Annotated in this window: 15 protein-coding genes and 1 pseudogene; 8 read left to right on the plus strand and 8 right to left on the minus strand. The window is 72.7% G+C overall.

Going from position 1 to position 17,393, the window contains the following annotated elements:
• Positions 1–55 precede the first annotated feature (55 nt).
• Both AB0J04_RS03970 and AB0J04_RS03975 read left to right on the plus strand, forming a co-directional pair.
• Positions 56–868, plus strand: a complete 813-nt coding sequence (locus AB0J04_RS03970; protein WP_363166789.1) for an expansin EXLX1 family cellulose-binding protein — start codon at positions 56–58, stop codon at positions 866–868.
• A 24-nt stretch (positions 869–892) separates the two neighbouring features.
• On the plus strand, positions 893–1,585 hold the full coding sequence (locus AB0J04_RS03975; RefSeq protein WP_363166790.1) for a pyridoxal 5'-phosphate synthase: 693 nt from the start codon (positions 893–895) through the stop codon (positions 1,583–1,585).
• Between the two features lies 1 nt (position 1,586).
• Here AB0J04_RS03975 and AB0J04_RS03980 read toward each other — a convergent pair whose 3' ends face one another.
• The 3 genes from AB0J04_RS03980 to AB0J04_RS03990 form a co-directional block, all read right to left on the minus strand.
• Positions 1,587–2,498 carry a GNAT family N-acetyltransferase gene (locus tag AB0J04_RS03980; protein ID WP_363166791.1) on the minus strand — a complete coding sequence of 304 codons (912 nt, stop codon included), beginning with the start codon at positions 2,496–2,498 and terminating at the stop codon, positions 1,587–1,589.
• 42 nt (positions 2,499–2,540) lie between these two features.
• Entirely contained in the window at positions 2,541–3,161 is a 621-nt protein-coding gene (locus tag AB0J04_RS03985) for a GNAT family protein (protein ID WP_363166792.1), read from the minus strand.
• A gap of 225 nt (positions 3,162–3,386) precedes the next feature.
• Positions 3,387–3,806, minus strand: coding sequence for an OB-fold domain-containing protein (locus tag AB0J04_RS03990; protein WP_363166793.1), 420 nt, complete (start codon positions 3,804–3,806; stop codon positions 3,387–3,389).
• A 442-nt stretch (positions 3,807–4,248) separates the two neighbouring features.
• On the opposite strand from AB0J04_RS03990, the gene AB0J04_RS03995 reads away from it, so the two are divergent.
• From AB0J04_RS03995 to AB0J04_RS04010, 4 genes are all read left to right on the plus strand, one after another.
• On the plus strand, positions 4,249–5,451 hold the full coding sequence (locus AB0J04_RS03995; protein WP_363166794.1) for an NAD(P)/FAD-dependent oxidoreductase: 1,203 nt from the start codon (positions 4,249–4,251) through the stop codon (positions 5,449–5,451).
• Between the two features lie 145 nt (positions 5,452–5,596).
• Positions 5,597–7,090, plus strand: coding sequence for an FAD-dependent oxidoreductase (locus tag AB0J04_RS04000; RefSeq protein WP_363166795.1), 1,494 nt, complete (start codon positions 5,597–5,599; stop codon positions 7,088–7,090).
• Positions 7,091–7,241: 151 nt separating this feature from the next.
• Positions 7,242–9,467: an acetate--CoA ligase family protein gene (locus AB0J04_RS04005; RefSeq protein WP_363166796.1), complete on the plus strand. Its 2,226-nt coding sequence runs from the start codon at positions 7,242–7,244 to the stop codon at positions 9,465–9,467.
• 26 nt (positions 9,468–9,493) lie between these two features.
• A complete protein-coding gene (locus AB0J04_RS04010; protein ID WP_363166797.1) occupies positions 9,494–10,294 on the plus strand; it encodes an enoyl-CoA hydratase-related protein in 801 nt (266 codons plus the stop codon).
• 3 nt (positions 10,295–10,297) lie between these two features.
• On the opposite strand, the gene AB0J04_RS04015 is transcribed toward AB0J04_RS04010, so the two are convergent.
• Positions 10,298–11,230: a hypothetical protein gene (locus AB0J04_RS04015; protein ID WP_363166798.1), complete on the minus strand. Its 933-nt coding sequence runs from the start codon at positions 11,228–11,230 to the stop codon at positions 10,298–10,300.
• Positions 11,231–11,324: 94 nt separating this feature from the next.
• Between AB0J04_RS04015 and AB0J04_RS04020 the strand changes: the two genes are divergently transcribed.
• Positions 11,325–11,921: a flavin reductase family protein gene (locus AB0J04_RS04020; protein WP_363166901.1), complete on the plus strand. Its 597-nt coding sequence runs from the start codon at positions 11,325–11,327 to the stop codon at positions 11,919–11,921.
• Positions 11,922–11,947: 26 nt separating this feature from the next.
• Here AB0J04_RS04020 and AB0J04_RS04025 read toward each other — a convergent pair whose 3' ends face one another.
• From AB0J04_RS04025 to AB0J04_RS04035, 3 genes are all read right to left on the minus strand, one after another.
• Positions 11,948–12,790: a multicopper oxidase domain-containing protein gene (locus AB0J04_RS04025; RefSeq protein WP_363166902.1), complete on the minus strand. Its 843-nt coding sequence runs from the start codon at positions 12,788–12,790 to the stop codon at positions 11,948–11,950.
• Complete coding sequence (locus AB0J04_RS04030) at positions 12,787–13,245, minus strand: multicopper oxidase domain-containing protein (protein WP_363166799.1); 459 nt, start codon at positions 13,243–13,245, stop codon at positions 12,787–12,789. Before AB0J04_RS04030 ends, AB0J04_RS04025 begins: the two co-directional genes overlap by 4 nt.
• 366 nt (positions 13,246–13,611) lie before the next feature.
• Positions 13,612–14,925, minus strand: a complete 1,314-nt coding sequence (locus tag AB0J04_RS04035) for an MFS transporter (RefSeq protein ID WP_363166800.1) — start codon at positions 14,923–14,925, stop codon at positions 13,612–13,614.
• Between the two features lie 71 nt (positions 14,926–14,996).
• Here AB0J04_RS04035 and AB0J04_RS04040 point away from each other — a divergent pair, with 71 nt between their 5' ends.
• Positions 14,997–16,088 (plus strand): helix-turn-helix domain-containing protein, encoded by a 1,092-nt coding sequence (locus AB0J04_RS04040; RefSeq protein WP_363166801.1) that lies wholly within the window; start codon positions 14,997–14,999, stop codon positions 16,086–16,088.
• Here the strand turns inward: AB0J04_RS04040 and AB0J04_RS04045 are convergent.
• Positions 16,089–17,258, minus strand: a pseudogene (locus AB0J04_RS04045) (MFS transporter); the annotation flags it as partial.
• Positions 17,259–17,393: the final 135 nt, after the last annotated feature.

A 17,393-nucleotide genomic window follows, 5' to 3' on the forward strand; every position in this document is an offset into this window, starting at 1 on the left:
CTCCCGGGGGGGGGGGGGGGGGGGGGGCGTTTGGGGGCGGGCGGCGGGGGGGGGGGTGGGGAGCGGTCCCGGGTGGGGGGGGCGCCGGCACACAGCGGCGCCGCCCCCCCCCGCCACGGCGTCCCCGTCCCCGTCCCGGACCTCGACGGCCACCCCCGCCGCCACCTCCGCACGGCCCTCGGCCGCGCCCTCGCCCTCGACGCCGGCCCCGGCCGAGCCCGTCGCCCGGGCGGCGTCCGGATCGGCGTCGTCGGCCGGGCGGATCCGGCCCGGGACCGCCTACAAGGGGGTCGCGACCTCCTACGACGTCGGCAACGGCGACGGCGCCTGCTCGTACGGGCCGACCTCCGACGTCATGACCGCGGCGATGAACACCGCCGACTACGAGACGTCGAAGGCGTGCGGCGCGTATGTGTCCGTCCGTGCGGCCGGCGGGGCGTCCGTCACCGTCCGGATCACCAACGAGTGCCCGGCGCCCTGCGAGGCCGGCCAGATCGACCTCAGCCGGCAGGCCTTCGCCAAGCTCGCGCCCCTCTCGGCCGGACGGATCCCGATCACCTGGAGCCTGCTGAGCCCGGCCGCGTCCGACCCGGTCTCGATCCGCTACAAGACCGGCTCCACCCAGTACTGGTGCGGCATCCAGGCCATCGGTCACCGCAATCCGCTGGCCCGACTGGAGGTCCGCAGCGGCGGCGCCTGGATCCGGCTCGCCCGCACCGAGTACAACTACTTCCTGTCCGAGCAGGGCAGCGGGTGCGGCGGCCCGATCCGGCTCACGGACATCTACGGGGAGCGGCTGACGATCGAGGGGATCGCCGTCCGGCCGGAGACCGTGCAGGCGACGAAGGTGCAGTTCGCCCGGCACTGACCGTGGTCGGACCATACTCGGACCATGGCTACGGATCTTCATGAGCTGCTGAGGTCGCTGCGGGTATGGGCCCCCGAGGTCACCGAGCTGCCGTCCTTCGACCCGGCGTCGGCCCCCGACGACCCCCTGACGCTCTTCACGCAGTGGTTCGCGCAGGCGGTGGCGGCCGGGCAGGCCGAGCCGCACACGATGACGCTGGCGACCTCGGACGCGGACGGTCTGCCGGACGCCCGGATCGTCATGCTGCACGGCGCCGACGCCGACGGCTGGTCCTTCGCGACCCACACCACCAGCCGCAAGGGCCGCCAGCTCGCCGCCCGCCCCCACGCGGCGCTCACCTTCTACTGGCCGGTGCAGGGCCGCCAGATCCGCGTCCGCGGCCCGGTGAGCGTGGCTTCCGCCGAGGAGGCGCGGCGGGACCTGCGCGTCCGCTCGACCGGCGCGCTCGCGGCCGCGCTGACCGGCCGCCAGAGTGAAGTGCTCGACTCGGTCGAGGAGTTGGCGAGCGCATCGGAGGAGGCGTGGGAGCGGGCGGCCCGCGAACCGGAGGCGGAGGCCTCCTCCTGGACGCTGTACCGGCTGCGCCCGGACGCGGTCGAGTTCTTCCAGGGAGACGCGCTGCGACGGCACGTACGGCTGAACTACCGCAGGCGGGGGGACGGGGAAGGGGCGGGGGAAGGGGTCGGCGGATGGTCGACGGAGCTGCTGTGGCCGTGAGTCACAGGTCTCGCATGACGAACTCGTACACCGCGAAGTCCGCCACCGGGCGGTAGCCGATCCGCTGGTAGAGGGCGTTGCTCGTCGGGTTCGCCAGGTCGGTGAAGAGGAGGACCTCCGTCGCCCCGGCGGCCGGCGCGGCACGGCTCACCTCGGCTGTCGCCGCGCCCGCATAGCCGTGGCCGCGCAGCTCGGCCGGGGTGTAGACGGGGAACACCCGCACCTGGCCGACCACCTCCGGGGTGACGCCGGCCATGGAGACGGGGGTGCCGTCCGGGGTCTCCCAGAGGGTGATTCCGCCGTAGGCGATGCGGTCGGCGGCCCAGGCGCCGGCGTCCTGGAGCCCGTCCTCGCCGACGCTCACGCAGAACTCCCGGTACCAGCGCACCAGTTGGGCGCGGTCGGCGTCGGTCGCGATACGCGGGGCGCCCGGGGGCCGCGGAGTCGGGAACACCAACTGGTCCAGTCGGTAGAGGCGTTGACGCTCAGGGTCGCCGACGGTCTCGGCGCCCGTCCGCCGCCGCCAGGCAGCCGCGAAGGCGCTCGCGGTGTCGCTCTCCGCCGCGACTCCCGACAGCCGGTGGCCCGCGGACACCAGCCGCGCGGCGAGCGCCTCGGCGTCTTCCTCGGTGAGCGGCGTGACGTTGATCGGGTAGGGCGGTGTACGGAAGAAGGCGGCCCGCACGGAGCCGTCCGCCCCCGTCAGCGTGCCGAAGAACGGGGCCTCGTCTCCGTACAGCCGCAGCCCCCTTCGCCGCAGGCCCGCCGTCACCGTCAGCGCGACCGTGTGCAGATCCGGGCGGGAGGCCAGGAAGCCGCCTGCCCGGTCGAGGAAGCCGTCGAGGTCCTGAGTGAGCTGCCAGCCGTCGGTGCCGTCAGGGCCGTGGGAGTCTTGAGGATCTTCAGGGCTCATGCCCCTCATGCTCACGCAGGGCCCGCCCCGGCCGCCGCTGAATTACGGCGCCTCCGGCTCCGGGTCCGCCGCCAGGCGTGCATGGCTGTGGACGTCGCGGTACGCGTCCCTGCGGCCCGCCTCCCACATCGCGCCCCGCAGCGTGCCCTCGTACGGGAAACCGCACCGCTCGGCGATCCGGCACGAGGCCTCGTGCCCCAGGGCGTGGCCCAACTCCAGCCGGTGCAGTCCGACTTCGTCGAACGCCCAGCGCGCCGCGAGCAGCAGGGACCGGGTGGCCACCCGCCCGCCACGGGCCTCGGGCAGCACCCAGTAGCCGACGACGCCCGACCTCCGGATCCGGTCGATGGCGTTCACGGCCACCGAGCCGAGGATCGTGCCGTCCGCCGCGTCGGTCACGCAGAAGGGCGCGCTGCCGCCCGCGGCCACGTCCATCGCCTTCGCCCGCAGCGACTCCCGCGCGCCCTCGGCGTCCGTGATCGTCCTCAGCGGTGTGTTCCAGCGCAGAAACTCCGGCTCGACGTGCGCCCGCAGCCACGCGTCGACGTCCTCGGCGGACTCCGGATCCCAGAAACGAAGACGGAGGCCATGCCCGTCGAGAACGTGAGAGCCGTCGAAGCCCGTACCGGGCCGTGCGGAAGAGGACTCGTGGATGCCCGTCATCCGAACATTCAACACCCGCACACACCCACACGCCCCGCACACCCGTTCGCGAGACCGGCATGCGAAACGTCACACCGGGACGCGAAAGGCCACGTGGCCAACGGAGTCAGGGACGATCTGTGACGCGAGGGCGCGCCGTCCCCGCGAACGTGATCCAGCAGGTGTCGCGGAAACGTGTGGCCATGACGTCGAAAGTCAGCCCACCGCCACGATCCGTCGCCGCGCTCACCCGAAAGAGACTTCGTCCGCCCGGAACACCGGCGCCCCCTCCCGGAAAGCGACCGTCAGCTCCATTCCCGCCCGTAGGTCGCCCTGTCCTGTGCCGAGCGCGCCGATCAGCTCCGTGGACATCCGCGGGCCCTCCGCCAGGTCGACGACCGCCGCGATGTACGGCGTCCGCTCGCCGAAGGGCGGGAGGTCGTTGCGGTGGACGACGGACCAGGTGTAGAGGGTGGCCCGGCCGCTCGCCTCCTCCCAGGTGACGTCCTCGCTCCAGCAGTGCGGGCAGAACTCCCGGGGGTAGTGGTGGGGCCGGGCGCAGGCGCCGCAGCGGCGGATCAGCAGGCGGCCCTCGGCGGCCGCGTCCCAGTACGTACGGGTGAAGGCGTCCACCTCGGGGAGGTCGAAACGCGCGTCCGCGCCCATCAGATCGACCGCCCCGCGTCCAGCCGGCTGGCATCCATGCATCTGACGGTACGTCAGATACCGCCGTTCCGGGAACCCGGATCCAGGGACCGAATCCGGGAACTCCAGGTATTTCGCATGAGGGATTCCTTTGCGTTCGCCATGAAGGTGTGCGTCGCCCGTGAATGTCCCGCATATCGTCACCGACGCCGTCCGCACGCGACGCCTGGCCCGAGCGCACCTGGGCCAGGCGTCGCACCCTTTCCGCCTGTCCGCCTTTGCGCCTGTCCGCCCTTCCGCCTTTTCCGCCTTTTCCGCCGGACCGACTACGCGACGTCTTCCGCACAACCAGGTGAGGTACGTCACCGGTCCCACCCACATCTCCCCCACGCGTGATCGATCCGCAACCAATTCCCCTCTTGACCGAGACCCATCAACCGTCCGCGTGATTACGCTCGCGCGCATGGAAGACTCCGCACCGCGCCCCACCCCTCAGGCGATCACCACCGCGAACCCCGCCGACCGCCCCGTCTACGTCATCGGCGGCGGCCCCGGCGGTCTCGCCACCGCGTACGCGCTGCGTGCCCAGGGCGTTCGCGCGGTCGTCGTGGAGAAGGCCGACGGGGTCGGCGCGTCCTGGCGGGGCCACTACGACCGGCTGCATCTGCACACCACCCGTCGGCTCTCCGCCCTCCCGGGGCTGAAGATGCCGCGCCGCTTCGGGCGGTGGGTGGCCCGCGACAACATGGTGCGCTACCTGGAGAAGTACGCCGAGGTGCACGAGCTGGAGCTCGTCACCGGCGTCGAGGTGTCCCGGATCGAGCGCGGCCCCGACGGCGTCGGCTGGCTGCTGCACGCCACCGGCGGCCGCGAGCTCACCGGCTCGGCGGTGGTCGTCGCCACCGGCTGCAACCACACCCCGTACCTGCCGGACTGGCCCGGCCGCGAGACGTTCACGGGTGAGTTCACGCACGCCTCCGGTTACCGGACGGGCAAGGACTACGCCGGCCGGGACGTCCTCGTCGTCGGCGTCGGCAACACCGGCGCCGAGATCGCCGTCGACCTGGTGGAGAGCGGTGCGGCCCGGGTGCGGCTGTCCGTGCGCACGGCCCCGCACATCGTGCGCCGTTCGACGGCCGGGTGGGCCGCCCAGTACACGGCCGTCCTGGTCCGGCGGCTGCCGGTGCGCCTCGTCGACCGGCTCGCGCGGCCGATGGCCAAGCTGAGCGTGCCGGACCTGTCGGCGCACGGCCTGCCCCGCCCCGACAGCGGCCTCTGCTCCCGGGTGAAGGAGGGCGCGATCCCGGTGCAGGACGTCGGCCTCATCGACGCCGTGCGCAAGGGCAAGGTGGAGATCGTCGCCGCCGTGGAGGGCTTCGAGGACGGCGGGAAGGTCGTCCTCGCCGACGGCTCCCGGATCTCGCCGGACGCCGTCGTCGCCGCCACCGGATACGTCCGCGCCCTGGAGGGCCTGGTCGGCGATCTCGGCGTGCTCGACGACCGGGGCAGACCCGTCGCGCACGGCGCCCGCGCCCCGAAGGACGCCCCCGGCCTGTACTTCACCGGCTTCACCACCCCGATCAGCGGCACGCTCCGCGAGCTGGCGATCGACGCGGAGAAGATCGCGAAGGCGGTCCGCAAGGCTTCGGACCGTCAACTGCGGTAATTCCGCTGCCTGTTACACGCGTGTCAGATGTGACGAGAGAAGTGACGGGAGATGTCACGAGAGCGTTGTCGTGCACCCTCGCACGGAGCCAGAATGTGAGCCCTGTTCACCTTTCCCGCTCCGCCCCCTCTCCAGGAGGACGCACGTGGCAAGTGAAAGTCAGCTCTCCCGCCGCTCCCTGCTCGGCCGCGGCGCGGCCGTGGCCGCCGGCGCGACCGCCCTCACCGCGACCGCCGCCGGCCCGGCCGCCGCGGCCGCCACCCGGGACGTGGACGTCGCCGTCGTGGGCGCCGGACTCGCCGGCCTCACCGCGGCCCGCGACCTGGTCGCCGCCGGCCGGACGGTCGCCGTCCTGGAGGCCCGCGACCGCGTGGGCGGCCGGGTGGTGAACCTGGCGCTGGCGAACGGCGGGGTCACGGAGGGCGGCGGCGAGTTCATCGGCCCCACCCAGGACCGGATGAAGGCGCTCGCCGACTCCCTCGGGGTGGCCACCTTCGCCACCTACAACACCGGCAAGAACCTCCTCTACAAGGACGGCAAGAAAACCCCGTACGCCACCGACGGCCTGCTCGGCTCCGTCCCGCCCATCGACGTGGCCGGGCTGGCCAACGCCGCGATCGTGCAGGCCTCGCTGGACGACATGGCCAAGACGGTGCCGGTCGACGCGCCCTGGACCGCCCCCAAGGCGGCCGAGTGGGACAAGCAGACCTTCGAGACCTGGCTGAACGCCAACGCGGTGGTCCCGTCGGCGAAGTTCCTCCTCGACGTGGCCTGCACCTCGATCTTCTCGGCCGAACCGCGCGAACTCTCCCTGCTCTTCGTGCTGTTCTACATCGCCGCCGCCGGCAACGCGTCGACGCCCGGCACCCTGGAACGCCTCACCGAGACCGCGAACGGCGCCCAGGAACTGCGCTTCGTCGGCGGCTCGCAGCTGGTCCCGATCAAGCTCGCCGCCACGCTCGGCGACCGGGTGGTGCTGAACGCGCCGGTGCGCACGATCGCCAAGTCCGGCAGCAAGTACGTCGTGACGGCCGACGGCGTCACCGTCACCGCCAAGCGGGTCGTCGTCGCCGTACCGCCGCCGCTCGCCGCCCGCATCACGTACGACCCGCTGCTGCCCGCCGCCCGCGACCAGCTCACCCAGCGTCTGCCGATGGCGTCGGTCGGCAAGGCGATCGCGATCTACGACACCCCGTTCTGGCGGGCCGACGGCCTCAACGGGCAGGTCGTCAGCGACACCGGCGTGGTCAGCTCCACGTTCGACAACTCCCCGCCGGACGCCTCCTACGGCGCGCTGATGGGCTTCATCGAGGCCGACGAGGCCCGGGCGTACGACGCGGCGAGCGAGGCGGAGGTCAAGCGGGCCGTCCTGAAGGACTACGTGACGTACTTCGGCGAGAAAGCGGCCTCCCCCACGTCCTTCGTCCTGCAACGCTGGAACAACGAGGCCTACAGCCGCGGCGGCCCGGTCTCCATCGCCGCACCCGGCGTCCTGACCCAGTACGGACCGGCCCTGCGCACGCCCGTCGGCGGCATCCACTGGGCGGGGACGGAGACGTCCGTCTACTGGATGGGCTTCATGGACGGAGCGGTGCGGTCGGGCGAGCGGGTGGCGAAGGAGGTCCTCGCGGTCCTGTAACCGTTCATTCAGTCGCTCATTTCTCGCTGCACGCCCATTCCTGACATCCCGTCAGCTATGTAATCTGACAGAGCGTCAGTTACTTGGCGGTCACACCTGACGGTCATGCATGGCAGTCCCACACGGCAGTCACACAGGAGCGGGCGGACCGATGCTTGGATCAACCCACGGCACCCTCACCACCGACTCCCGCCGGGCCCGCGTCATCGCGTGCGGCGAGCAGCCCGGCCCCGCCGTCCACGGCCGGCCGGCCGAGGCGGACGACCTCGACGTCGGCGGACGTCCGCTCTACGCGGACGTCCCCGACCTGGACCGGTTCTTCCGCCCCGAGTCGGTCGCGGTCGTCGGCGCCTCGGACGCCGAAGGACGCCCGAACACCGGTGTCACCCGGCAACTGGTGAGCTGGGCCGAGCGGGTGGGGGCACGGCTGCACCCCGTGCACCCCACCCGCGAGACCGTTTTCGGCCTCCCCTGCTTCCCTGCCGTCGGCGACCTGCCCGAACAGGTGGACCTGGCCGTCCTGTTGGTGGCGGACCCACTGCCCGTGATCGAGCAACTCGCCGAGACCAAGGTGAAGTTCGCGGTCGTCTTCGCCTCCGGGTTCGCGGAGACCGGCGAGGAGGGCGCGGCCGCGCAGGCCCGGCTCGCGGCGGCCGTGGCGCGCTCGGGCGTCCGCCTCCTCGGCCCCAACACCAACCTCAACGCGTTCGAGAGGTTCCGCGACGACCTCACCGGCCCGTCGATCGCGCTGATCACCCAGTCCGGCCACCAGGGCCGCCCGGTCTTCGCCCTCCAGGAGCTCGGCGTCCGCCTCTCCCACTGGGCGCCGACCGGCAACGAGGCCGACCTGGAGACCGCCGACTTCCTCTCCTACTTCGCCGAACGCCCCGAGGTCGGCGCGATCGCCTGCTATGTGGAGGGCCTCAAGGACGGCCGCTCCTTCCTCCTCGCCGCCGACCGGGCCGCCCGCCGCGGGGTGCCGGTCGTCGCGGTCAAGGTGGGCCGCACCGAGACCGGCGCCCGCACCGCCGCCTCCCACACCGGCAAGCTGACCGGCGCGGACGAGGTCGTCGACGCCGCGATGCGCCAGTACGGCGTGATCCGCGTCGACGGCCTGGACGAGCTCCAGGACACGGCGACCCTGTTGGCGCGGGCCCGGCCCCCGCAGGCGGACGGCGTCGTCGTCTACTCGATCTCCGGCGGCACCGGCGCCCACGCGGCCGACCTGGCGACGACGGCGGGCCTGCGTCTGCCGGTCCTGTCGACGGCCAAACAGGCCGAACTGCACCAGTGGATCCCCGAGTACCTGAACGTGGCCAACCCGGTCGACAACGGAGGCCACCCGGTCGGCGACCGGCGCGGTCGCAAGATCATCGACGCGATCCTCGACGACCCGGCCGTCGGCGTCCTGATCTGCCCGATCACCGGCCCGTTCCCGCCCCTCAGCGACCGTCTCGTCCAGGACCTGGTGGACGCGGCGGAGCAGACGGACAAGCTGGTGTGCGTGATCTGGGGCTCCCCGGTGGGCACCGAACCCGCCTACCGGGACGTGCTGTTGGGCTCCTCCCGGGTGGTCACCTTCCGCACCCTCGCCAACTGCATCACGGCCGTCCGCGCCCACCTCGACCACCACCGCTTCGTCAGCGACTACCGCTCCCCCTTCGACGAGGCCCCGCGCACGCTCTCCCCGTCCTTCCGCAAGGCGCAGCTCCTGATGCGGCCCGGACAGCAGCTGAGCGAGCACGCGGCGAAGCAACTACTGCGCGCGTACGGCATCCGGGTCCCGCGCGAGCAGCTGGTGACCAGCGCGGCGGCGGCCGTCCGGGCGGCGGGGCTGGTCGGCTACCCGGTGGTGATGAAGGCGTCCGGCGCGCAGATCGCCCACAAGACCGAACTGGGCCTGGTGAAGATCGGCCTGACCTCGGCCAGCCAGGTCCGCGACGCCTACCGCGAGTTGACCGACATCGCCCGCTACGAGGGCGTGGACCTGGACGGCGTCCTGGTCTGCCAGATGGTGGAGCGGGGCGTGGAGATGGTCGTCGGCGTCACGCACGACGACCTCTTCGGGCCGACGGTCACGGTCGGCCTCGGCGGAGTCCTGGTGGAGGTCCTGCGGGACGCGGCCGTGCGGGTGCCCCCCTTCGGCGAGGACCAGGCCCGCGACATGCTCGCCGAGCTCCGCGGCCACGCCCTGCTGGACGGCGTCCGCGGCCGCCCTCCGGCCGATGTGGACGCCCTGGTCGAGGTCGTCCTGCGCGTCCAGCGCATGGCCCTGGAACTGGACGACACCCTCGCCGAGCTGGACATCAACCCGCTGGTGGTACTGCCCTGGGGCCAGGGGGCGGTGGCGCTGGACGCGCTGGCGGTGTGCCGGTGACGATCGCCTCGGAAGGGAGCCCGACCGTGCCCTCGCCCTCGCCCTCCATAGAGATCACGACCGACCACCACGTCACGCACCTCGCCCTCAACCGCCCCGAGACCCTCAACGCCCTCACGCCCGAGGCCCGCGACCGCCTGATCGACCTCCTCACCGCGGCCTCCGCCGACCCGGACGTACGCGCGGTGATCCTGACCGGCACCGGCCGCGGTTTCTGCGCGGGCGCGGACCTGCGGGGCTCGGGCGGCGCGACGGGCGAACGAATCGCCGGAGACGTGTCCCGCACCCTCCGCGAAGGCGCCCAGCGCCTGATCGCCGCCGTCCTCGACTGCGAGAAACCGGTCATAGCCGCCGTGAACGGCACGGCGGCCGGCCTCGGCGCGCATCTCGCCCTCGCCTGCGACCTCGTCCTGGCCGCCGAATCGGCCCGCTTCTTCGAGGTGTTCGTCCGCCGCGGCCTGGTCCCGGACGGCGGTGGCGCCTACCTCCTCCCCCGCCTGATCGGCCCGCACCGCGCCAAGGAGCTGATGTTCTTCGGCGACGCGCTGACCGCACCGGACGCCGAACGCCTGGGCCTGGTCAACCGGGTCGTCCCGGACGGGGAGTTGACGAAGGTGACCCACGAGTGGGCGACCCGCCTCGCCGCAGGCCCCACCCGAGCCCTGGCCCTCACCAAACACCTGGTCAACGCCTCCCTGGACACCGACCGCTCCACCGCCTTCGCCGCCGAGGCCGCCGCCCAGGAGATCAACATGACGACGGCGGACGCGAGGGAGGGCGTGGCAAGCTTCGTGGAACGCCGCGAGGCCCACTTCCGGGGCCGGTGACCCTCACAACTCGACAGCCGGGGTCAGAATCCACAACTCCCCGACGTCCGGATCCCCGAAGATCACGAACAGCTCGGGCGCACGGTCCGCCCCACCGATCCGCCAGGACACCTCGTCCCCGCAGCGACTGGCAGTGCCGCTGCCGTCGCCGAGCCGCACCAGGACCTTGTCCCGCCTGTCGGACTCACGGTCCGCGCCGAAGACCCAGGTCCCGGTCCCCTCGCACACGGCCTCGGCCTCGCCCGCCCCGTACTCGAACTCGGCGTCGCCGTCGCCGTCGCCCTCGGCGGGCATGTTCGTCAGCTCGGCGCGCCCACCCGGGAACAGCCTCAGCTCCGCCCCGCCCGCGCCGCGCCAGACGCCGGCGACCTGGGCAGCGGACAGCCGGGGAGGCTCGTACTCCTCGACAAGGCCCGTGGCCGAGGCCAGCAGCCCGCCCAGGAAGGCGAGCACGAACAGGACGATGGAGCCCGCCCCCGCGCCCAGCCATACACCCCAGGCGCCCCACTCGCGTCCGCGCGTGTACGCCATCGCGAGGACCGGCAGGACACCGAGCGCCGCGAGGACGAGGGCCGGGGTGACGAACGGCCAGCCCCATGCGGCGGTGCCCACGGCGGCCCATACGACGGCGATCAGCACGGCGGCGGTCAGGTGCCGGACCCAGCGCGGCCACGGGATCCGGCCGTGCGTGAGCTCGGCGAGGGCGGCGGCGGGCAGGGTCTGCGCCCAGGCCTGCAGCAACCCGAGGACCGGCAGGCACACGGGCGCGACGAGGACCACGAAGATCATTCCCAGGGCGTTGCAGCCACGGCCGTACCGGTCGTCGGACAAGTCCCCGATCCACCAGAGCAGCCAGGCCGAGGGGAGCTGTGCCGCTCCCACCGCGACGGCCGCGATCACGTCGGTGCCGGCCCGCTGGCCCATTCGCGTGCACATGTCACCCCACCCCATGGCGGCAGCGTACGTGTGCACGTCGGAGCCCCTCGCACCCCTTCCTTTCTGACATACCGTCAGCTTCAATGAGGACATGATGGGACACGCAGGGATGGCGGCCGCGGCCGTCCGTTACCTCAGGACGGACCGCCCGGTCGAACCGCTGCCCCGCCCCGAACTGCGCTGCGTCCGTGAGGACGAGCGGGCCCCCGTCGACCAGGGCGAGTTCCGGCGGGTGCTGGGCAGTTTCGCGTCGGGGGTGACGATCGTGACGGCTCCCGCTGTCGCGGGTGAGGATCGCGGTCCCGCCGGCTTCGCCTGCCAGTCCTTCTCCTCCCTCTCCCTCGACCCGCCCCTGGTCGCCTTCATGGTCGGCCGCACATCGACGACCTGGCCGCGCATCGCCCGCGCGGGCGCGTTCTGCGTGAACGTCCTGAGCGCGGCCCAAGGCCCGCTCTGCCGCGCCTTCGCGGCGAGCGGCACGGACAAGTTCGCGGGCGTCGACCACAACCCGGCCCCGGTGTCGGGCGCGCCCCGCCTCGCGGGCACGCTCGCGTGGATCGACTGCACGATCCACGCGGTCCACACGGGCGGCGACCACCTCATCGTCGTAGGCAGGGTGGACGCCCTGGGGACGAGCCCGGACGAGGACGACGCCCTCCCGCTCCTCTTCCACAAGGGAAGGTTCCTCTGACGGACCTCGCCCACCGAGTCACCGAGTCACCTCACGTATTCGACGACCTGCATCATGCCTTCGTCGCCGTGCTGAAGCTGGTGGCAGTGCAGCATCGAGCGGCCGGTGAAGTCCTCGGCGCGCAGCCGGAAGGCGATCGTGCCGTGGGGCGGGATGCTGACGGTGTCGTGCCAGACGGGCGTGGCCAGCGGGCGGTTGTCGACGGCGGTGAGCAGGAAGTGGTTGGTGTGCAGGTGGAAAGGGTGATGGCTGTGACTGCGGGAGTCGTTGGCGACCGTCCACTCCTCGACCTCGCCCAGCCGGATGCGCTGGTTGACGAAGTCGGGTGCGAAGCGGCCCCAGGCGAGATCGCTGCGGCCGGCGCGGGGGTCGGCGGGCGGGGTCTCGCCGTCGCCGAGGATGCGGTGGGCGTTCAGAAAGGCGCCTGACAGGACGTTCTGGTAGCTGCGGAAGGTCAGCGCGCGGGTGCGCGTGGGCGCGGGCAGACTGGTGGGCCGGCCGGGCAGTCCGGTCGGCAGCGACATAGAGCGGGCGGCGCCGGTGACGACCATCGTCAGCAGGGGCTGAGTGACGTCCCCGGCGATCAACCTGTAGGTGCCGGGCTCGCCGCCGCGGACGAGCAGGTCGGCACGTCCGCCCATCGGGAGGGTCAGTCCGGTGACGGCGACGGGGCTCATGAAGGTGATGCCGTCGCAGGCGATCTGGTGCATCTCGTGCCCGCCCAGGCTGAGGAAGTGAGCGGTGACCGGCCCGGCGTTGACGACCCGCCAGCGCTGGACCTCCCCCGGGGCGATGGTCAGCACGGGGTTCTTCGCGCCGTTGACCAGGAACGTCGAGGGGAGGGCGTCGTAAGTGCCCTCCGACGTCAGATCCGGTACCCGCCCGGCGGCAGCTTCAACTCATTGATGCAGACGACGTCCTTGGCGGCGGCGATCTCGGGCACCTGGTCGACGTCGCCCTCGACGATGACGACCCCGGCCATGCCGCTCAGCAGCTGGGTCGTGGTGGACCCGTGCTGATGCGGGTGGTACCAGAAGGTCCCGGCCGGATGATCGGCGGGCACGGCGACGCTGCTGAGATAGGCGGCGGTCTCCCCGCCCTCCGAGCCCGCCCCGCCCGCCGCGGCGGGCTCGAAGGCACGGTAGACGTTGTCCGCGTCCCCCGTGGGATCGCCGTGCATACCGTGCGTGTGCAGGTTGAAGGTGTTGAAGTGATGCGGCACGTTGACGTCCGCGTGCATCCCCGCGGTGTTCGGCGGCAGCGCGTTGACCTGCGTGATCTCCAGAGAGTCCCCGGCCCGGACCCGCAAGGTGGGCCCGGGCACCGCCCTTCGTAGGCCCGTGTGACGACACTGCCCACCCCGGGCAGCCCAACCGAACGCTCAACCGGGTGACCAGCCGCCCGGCCTCCCCGGACGCCCGCCGAACCTCCGGCTGCGGAAACCCACCGTCACCCCGCACCCCCGCCACGGCACGCGCCCCCGCCCCGACACCGACGACAGCCGCCCCGGCGACAACCGGCAGACACTTCAGCACACCACGACGACCCAGCGACGTCATGAACCACCTCTTCGGACCGCCAGCCTCATCACGCTATGTAGCAATACAGTACGCGGAGCAGTCACAAGTAGGTCTAAAACGGATGCCCACAACGTGTGCCGCCGGAGACGGGTCGAACAGGGGCGCCGCCCTCAGGCCACCGCCGGCCCAGGAGCAGCCGGGGTTCGGCGGATCACCAGTGCCATCAGCGCCGCCGCCGCGCACAGCGCGCCCGAGGCGTACCAGACCAGGTCGTAGGAGCCGAAGGTGTCGCGGGCGAAGCCGCCGAGGAAGGCGATCAGGGCCGCGCCGACCTGGTGGGAGGCCAGGACCCAGCCGAAGACGATGGCGCTGTCCTCGCCGTAGTGCTCGCGGCACAGGGCCAGGGTGGGCGGGACGGTGGCGACCCAGTCGAGGCCGTAGAAGACGATGAAGAAGATCATCGGGGGGTGGACGGTCGGGGCGAGCAGCATGGGGAGGAAGAGGAGCGAGATGCCGCGCAGCGCGTAGTACACCGCCAGCAGCCGGCGCGCGTCGAAGCGGTCGGTGAACCAGCCGGAGGCGATCGTGCCGACGACGTCGAAGACGCCGATGACCGCGAGGAGCGAGGCCGCGGCGGTGGCCGGCATGCCGTGGTCGTGGGCCGCGGGCACGAAGTGGGTCTGGACCAGGCCGTTCGTCGAGGCGCCGCAGATCGCGAAGGTGCCGGCCAGCAGCCAGAAGGGTCCGGTTCGCACGGCCTTCAGCAGGACCCCGACCGTCCGGCGCGCGGCCCCCGGCACCGGCGCCGGCTTCGGCACGAACTCCTTCGCCCCGTACGGCTTCTGGCCCACGTCCGCCGGGTGGTCGCGCAGCAGCAGCCAGACGAAGGGGACGACGACCAGGGCGGCCAGCGCCACCGTCACCGCCGCCGGACGCCAGTCGTAGCGCGTGACGATCCAGGACAGCAGCGGCAGGAAGATCAGTTGGCCGGAGGCGGAGGCCGCGGTCAGGATGCCGCTGACCAGGCCCCGGCGCTCGGTGAACCAGCGGTTGGTGACCGTCGCGGCGAAGGCGAGCGCCATCGAGCCGGAGCCGAGGCCGACCAGCAGGCCCCAGTACAGCAGCAGTTGCCAGGCGGCCGTCATCCACACCGTCAGCAGCGATCCGGCCGAGATCACGGTCAGGGCCACGGCGACGACGCGTCGGATGCCGAAGCGGTCCATCAGGGCCGCCGCGAACGGGGCGGTGAGGCCGTAGAGCGCCAGGTTGATCGAGACCGCCGCGCCGATGGTGCCGCGCGACCAGCCGAACTCCTCGCGCAACGGTTCGATGAGCAGTCCGGGAACGGACCGGAAGGCCGCCGCGCCGATGATCGTGACGAAGGTGACGGCCGCGACGAACCAGGCGCGGTGGATGCGAAGGCGAGGACGGGTAGGGGGCTTCTGATCCTCTTTGGCTGCGGGAGCCTCGCTTGTCTGGGTCACGACATTAAGGGTGCGGTGTCCGTCTCCTCACAACGAGTGGCCCGAAGGACAGCATTCGCTAGGATCGGGCCATGCGCCTCCGTGGCCAGGAACCCCCTCCAACCGCCGCCCCCGTGCCGCACCGCGTCGCCGTCCTCGCCCTCGACGGCCTGCTCCCCTTCGAACTGGGCATCCCGCACCGCATCTTCGGCCGCCCCAAGGACGCCGCGGGACGGCGCCTGTACGAGGTCGTCACCTGCTCCGTCCGGCCGCCGGGGCCCGTCGAGACGGACGCCGACTTCGCGATCATGGTCGAGCACGGCCCGGAGACGCTGGCCACCGCCGACACCGTGATCGTCCCGGCGTCGTACGAGCTCGGGCCCGTCTTCGAGGACGGCGTCCTGACCGAGGACCTCGCCGCCGCCCTCGCCCACGTCCGGCCCGGCACCCGCCTCGCCTCCATCTGCACCGGCGTGTACGTCCTGGCCGCCGCCGGCTTCCTGGACGGCCGTCCCGCCACGACGCACTGGGCCGACGCCGACCGGCTCCAGCGGCTGTTCCCGCAGATCGAGGTCGACCCGGAGGTTCTGTTCATCGACGACGGCGACGTCCTGACCTCGGCCGGCGTCGCCGCCGGCATCGACCTGTGCCTGCACATGGTCCGCCGTGACCACGGCACCGCCGTCGCCAACGACGTCGCCCGGCGCACCGTCGTGCCGCCGCACCGCGACGGCGGCCAGGCGCAGTACATCGAGCGGCCGGTGCCGGATCCGCAGCAGGCGACCACGACGGCCGCCCGCGCGTGGGCGCTGGGCCGCCTCCACGAGCCGATCCAACTGCGCGACATGGCCGAGCAGGAGGCCATGTCGGTACGGACGTTCACCCGCCGCTTCCGCGAGGAGGTCGGCATCAGCCCCGGCCAGTGGCTCACCCAGCAGCGCGTCGAGCGGGCCCGGCACCTGCTGGAGTCCAGCGACCTGTCCGTCGACCAGATCGCCCGGGACGCCGGATTCGGCACCGCCCAGTCCATGCGCCAACACCTACAGACGGCCCTCGGAGTCACCCCGACCGCCTACCGCCGAACCTTCCGAACCTTCCGAACCGGGGACGGCGCGGAATTGGAAACCGGCGAGGCTCCGATCGGCCGGACCGGACGCCCCGGCGATGTCGGCACCCTGCTCTGACCGGGCGGCGTGCCGTGCTTCGCCCCACCAGCCGAACGCGGTCAGCGCCAGCGCCAGGCCCACCCCGGCCACGATCGCGGTCGACGGCGCCACTACCCGGAGCAGGGCCCCGGCCAGCGACCCCGTCGCCGCGTAACCCGCGCCCGCCGCCGCGTACATGACGGAGTAGCCCGCGGCCAGGGCGTTCGGCGGGAGCGCCTCGCGCAGGGACAGGTTGCGGGTGAGGATCGCCGCGGACTGGAGGATCCCGCCCAGGGCCAGCGCCGACGCGATCACCGCCGCGTGCGGTATCAGCGCGGCGATCGACACGCAGACCGACAGCCCGGCCATCAGCACCACGCTGCGGGTGCGCAGCCGCCCCGGCCAGCTCCGCAGGCCGTAGGCGAACGCGCCGAGCCCGCCGCCCACCGCCATCCCGGTCAGCAGCGGCCCGGACCAGCCGACCCCGACGCCCCGCTGTTCGAGCAGCGCCGGCAGGACGAGTTCGGCCAGCCCGAGCAACGTCAGACTGGCCGCGCCCGTGACATACACCGGCCAGGCGCCGGCCAGCACCCGCAGCCGCGCCCCGCCGCCACCGCCCCCACCGCCGGTGTCGCCCGCGCCCCAGGCGGCCGGCAGAAACCACAGGCCCGCGACCGACGACGCCATCAGCGCGGCGGCCAGCAGCAGCGGCACGCGCGGCGCGACGCCGAGGGCCAGGCCGGCGACCGCGGCCGGGGAGACGGCCCACACGCCCGCCATCAGCATCGACTCCACCGACAGCGCCTGCGTCGCCGCACGCTCCGGCACCAGCGTGGTGAGCAGCGTGCGCAGCCCCCCGGTGGCGGCGGCCGGGGCGGCGCCGGCCACGAGCGCGAACACGGCGAGCACGACCGGATGCGCCCCCGGAAGTCCCCCCAGCCCCGCGAAGCCGACGGCTCCGACGGCGAGCCCGACGGCCAGGTGCAGCCGGGCGCGCTCGTGGCGCAGCCGCAGCCCGAGGACGGGAGCGCCCACGATCTCGCCGATGACGTAGACCGCCGCGAGCATCGCGCCCAGCGAGTAGCCGCCGGGGCTCTCGCGCACCAGGAACACCACGGCCAGCGGTGCCATGGCGACCGGCATACGGGCACCGACGGCGGTTAAGGTCCAGGTCAGAACCTGTTTGGTGGCGACGTCACGGTAGGTCATGACACGACCGTAGGCGGTGGCGCCGACATCGCCCCACATATTTCCCCGGCCTGTGGATAACTCCCGCCGGACCACCGGACGCCAGACCACCGGACCGCCAGACCACCGGGCCTCCGGACCGCCGAACCACCGGAC

It is taken from the genome of Streptomyces sp. NPDC050263 (genome assembly GCF_040655955.1).
Taxonomy (GTDB): domain Bacteria; phylum Actinomycetota; class Actinomycetes; order Streptomycetales; family Streptomycetaceae; genus Streptomyces.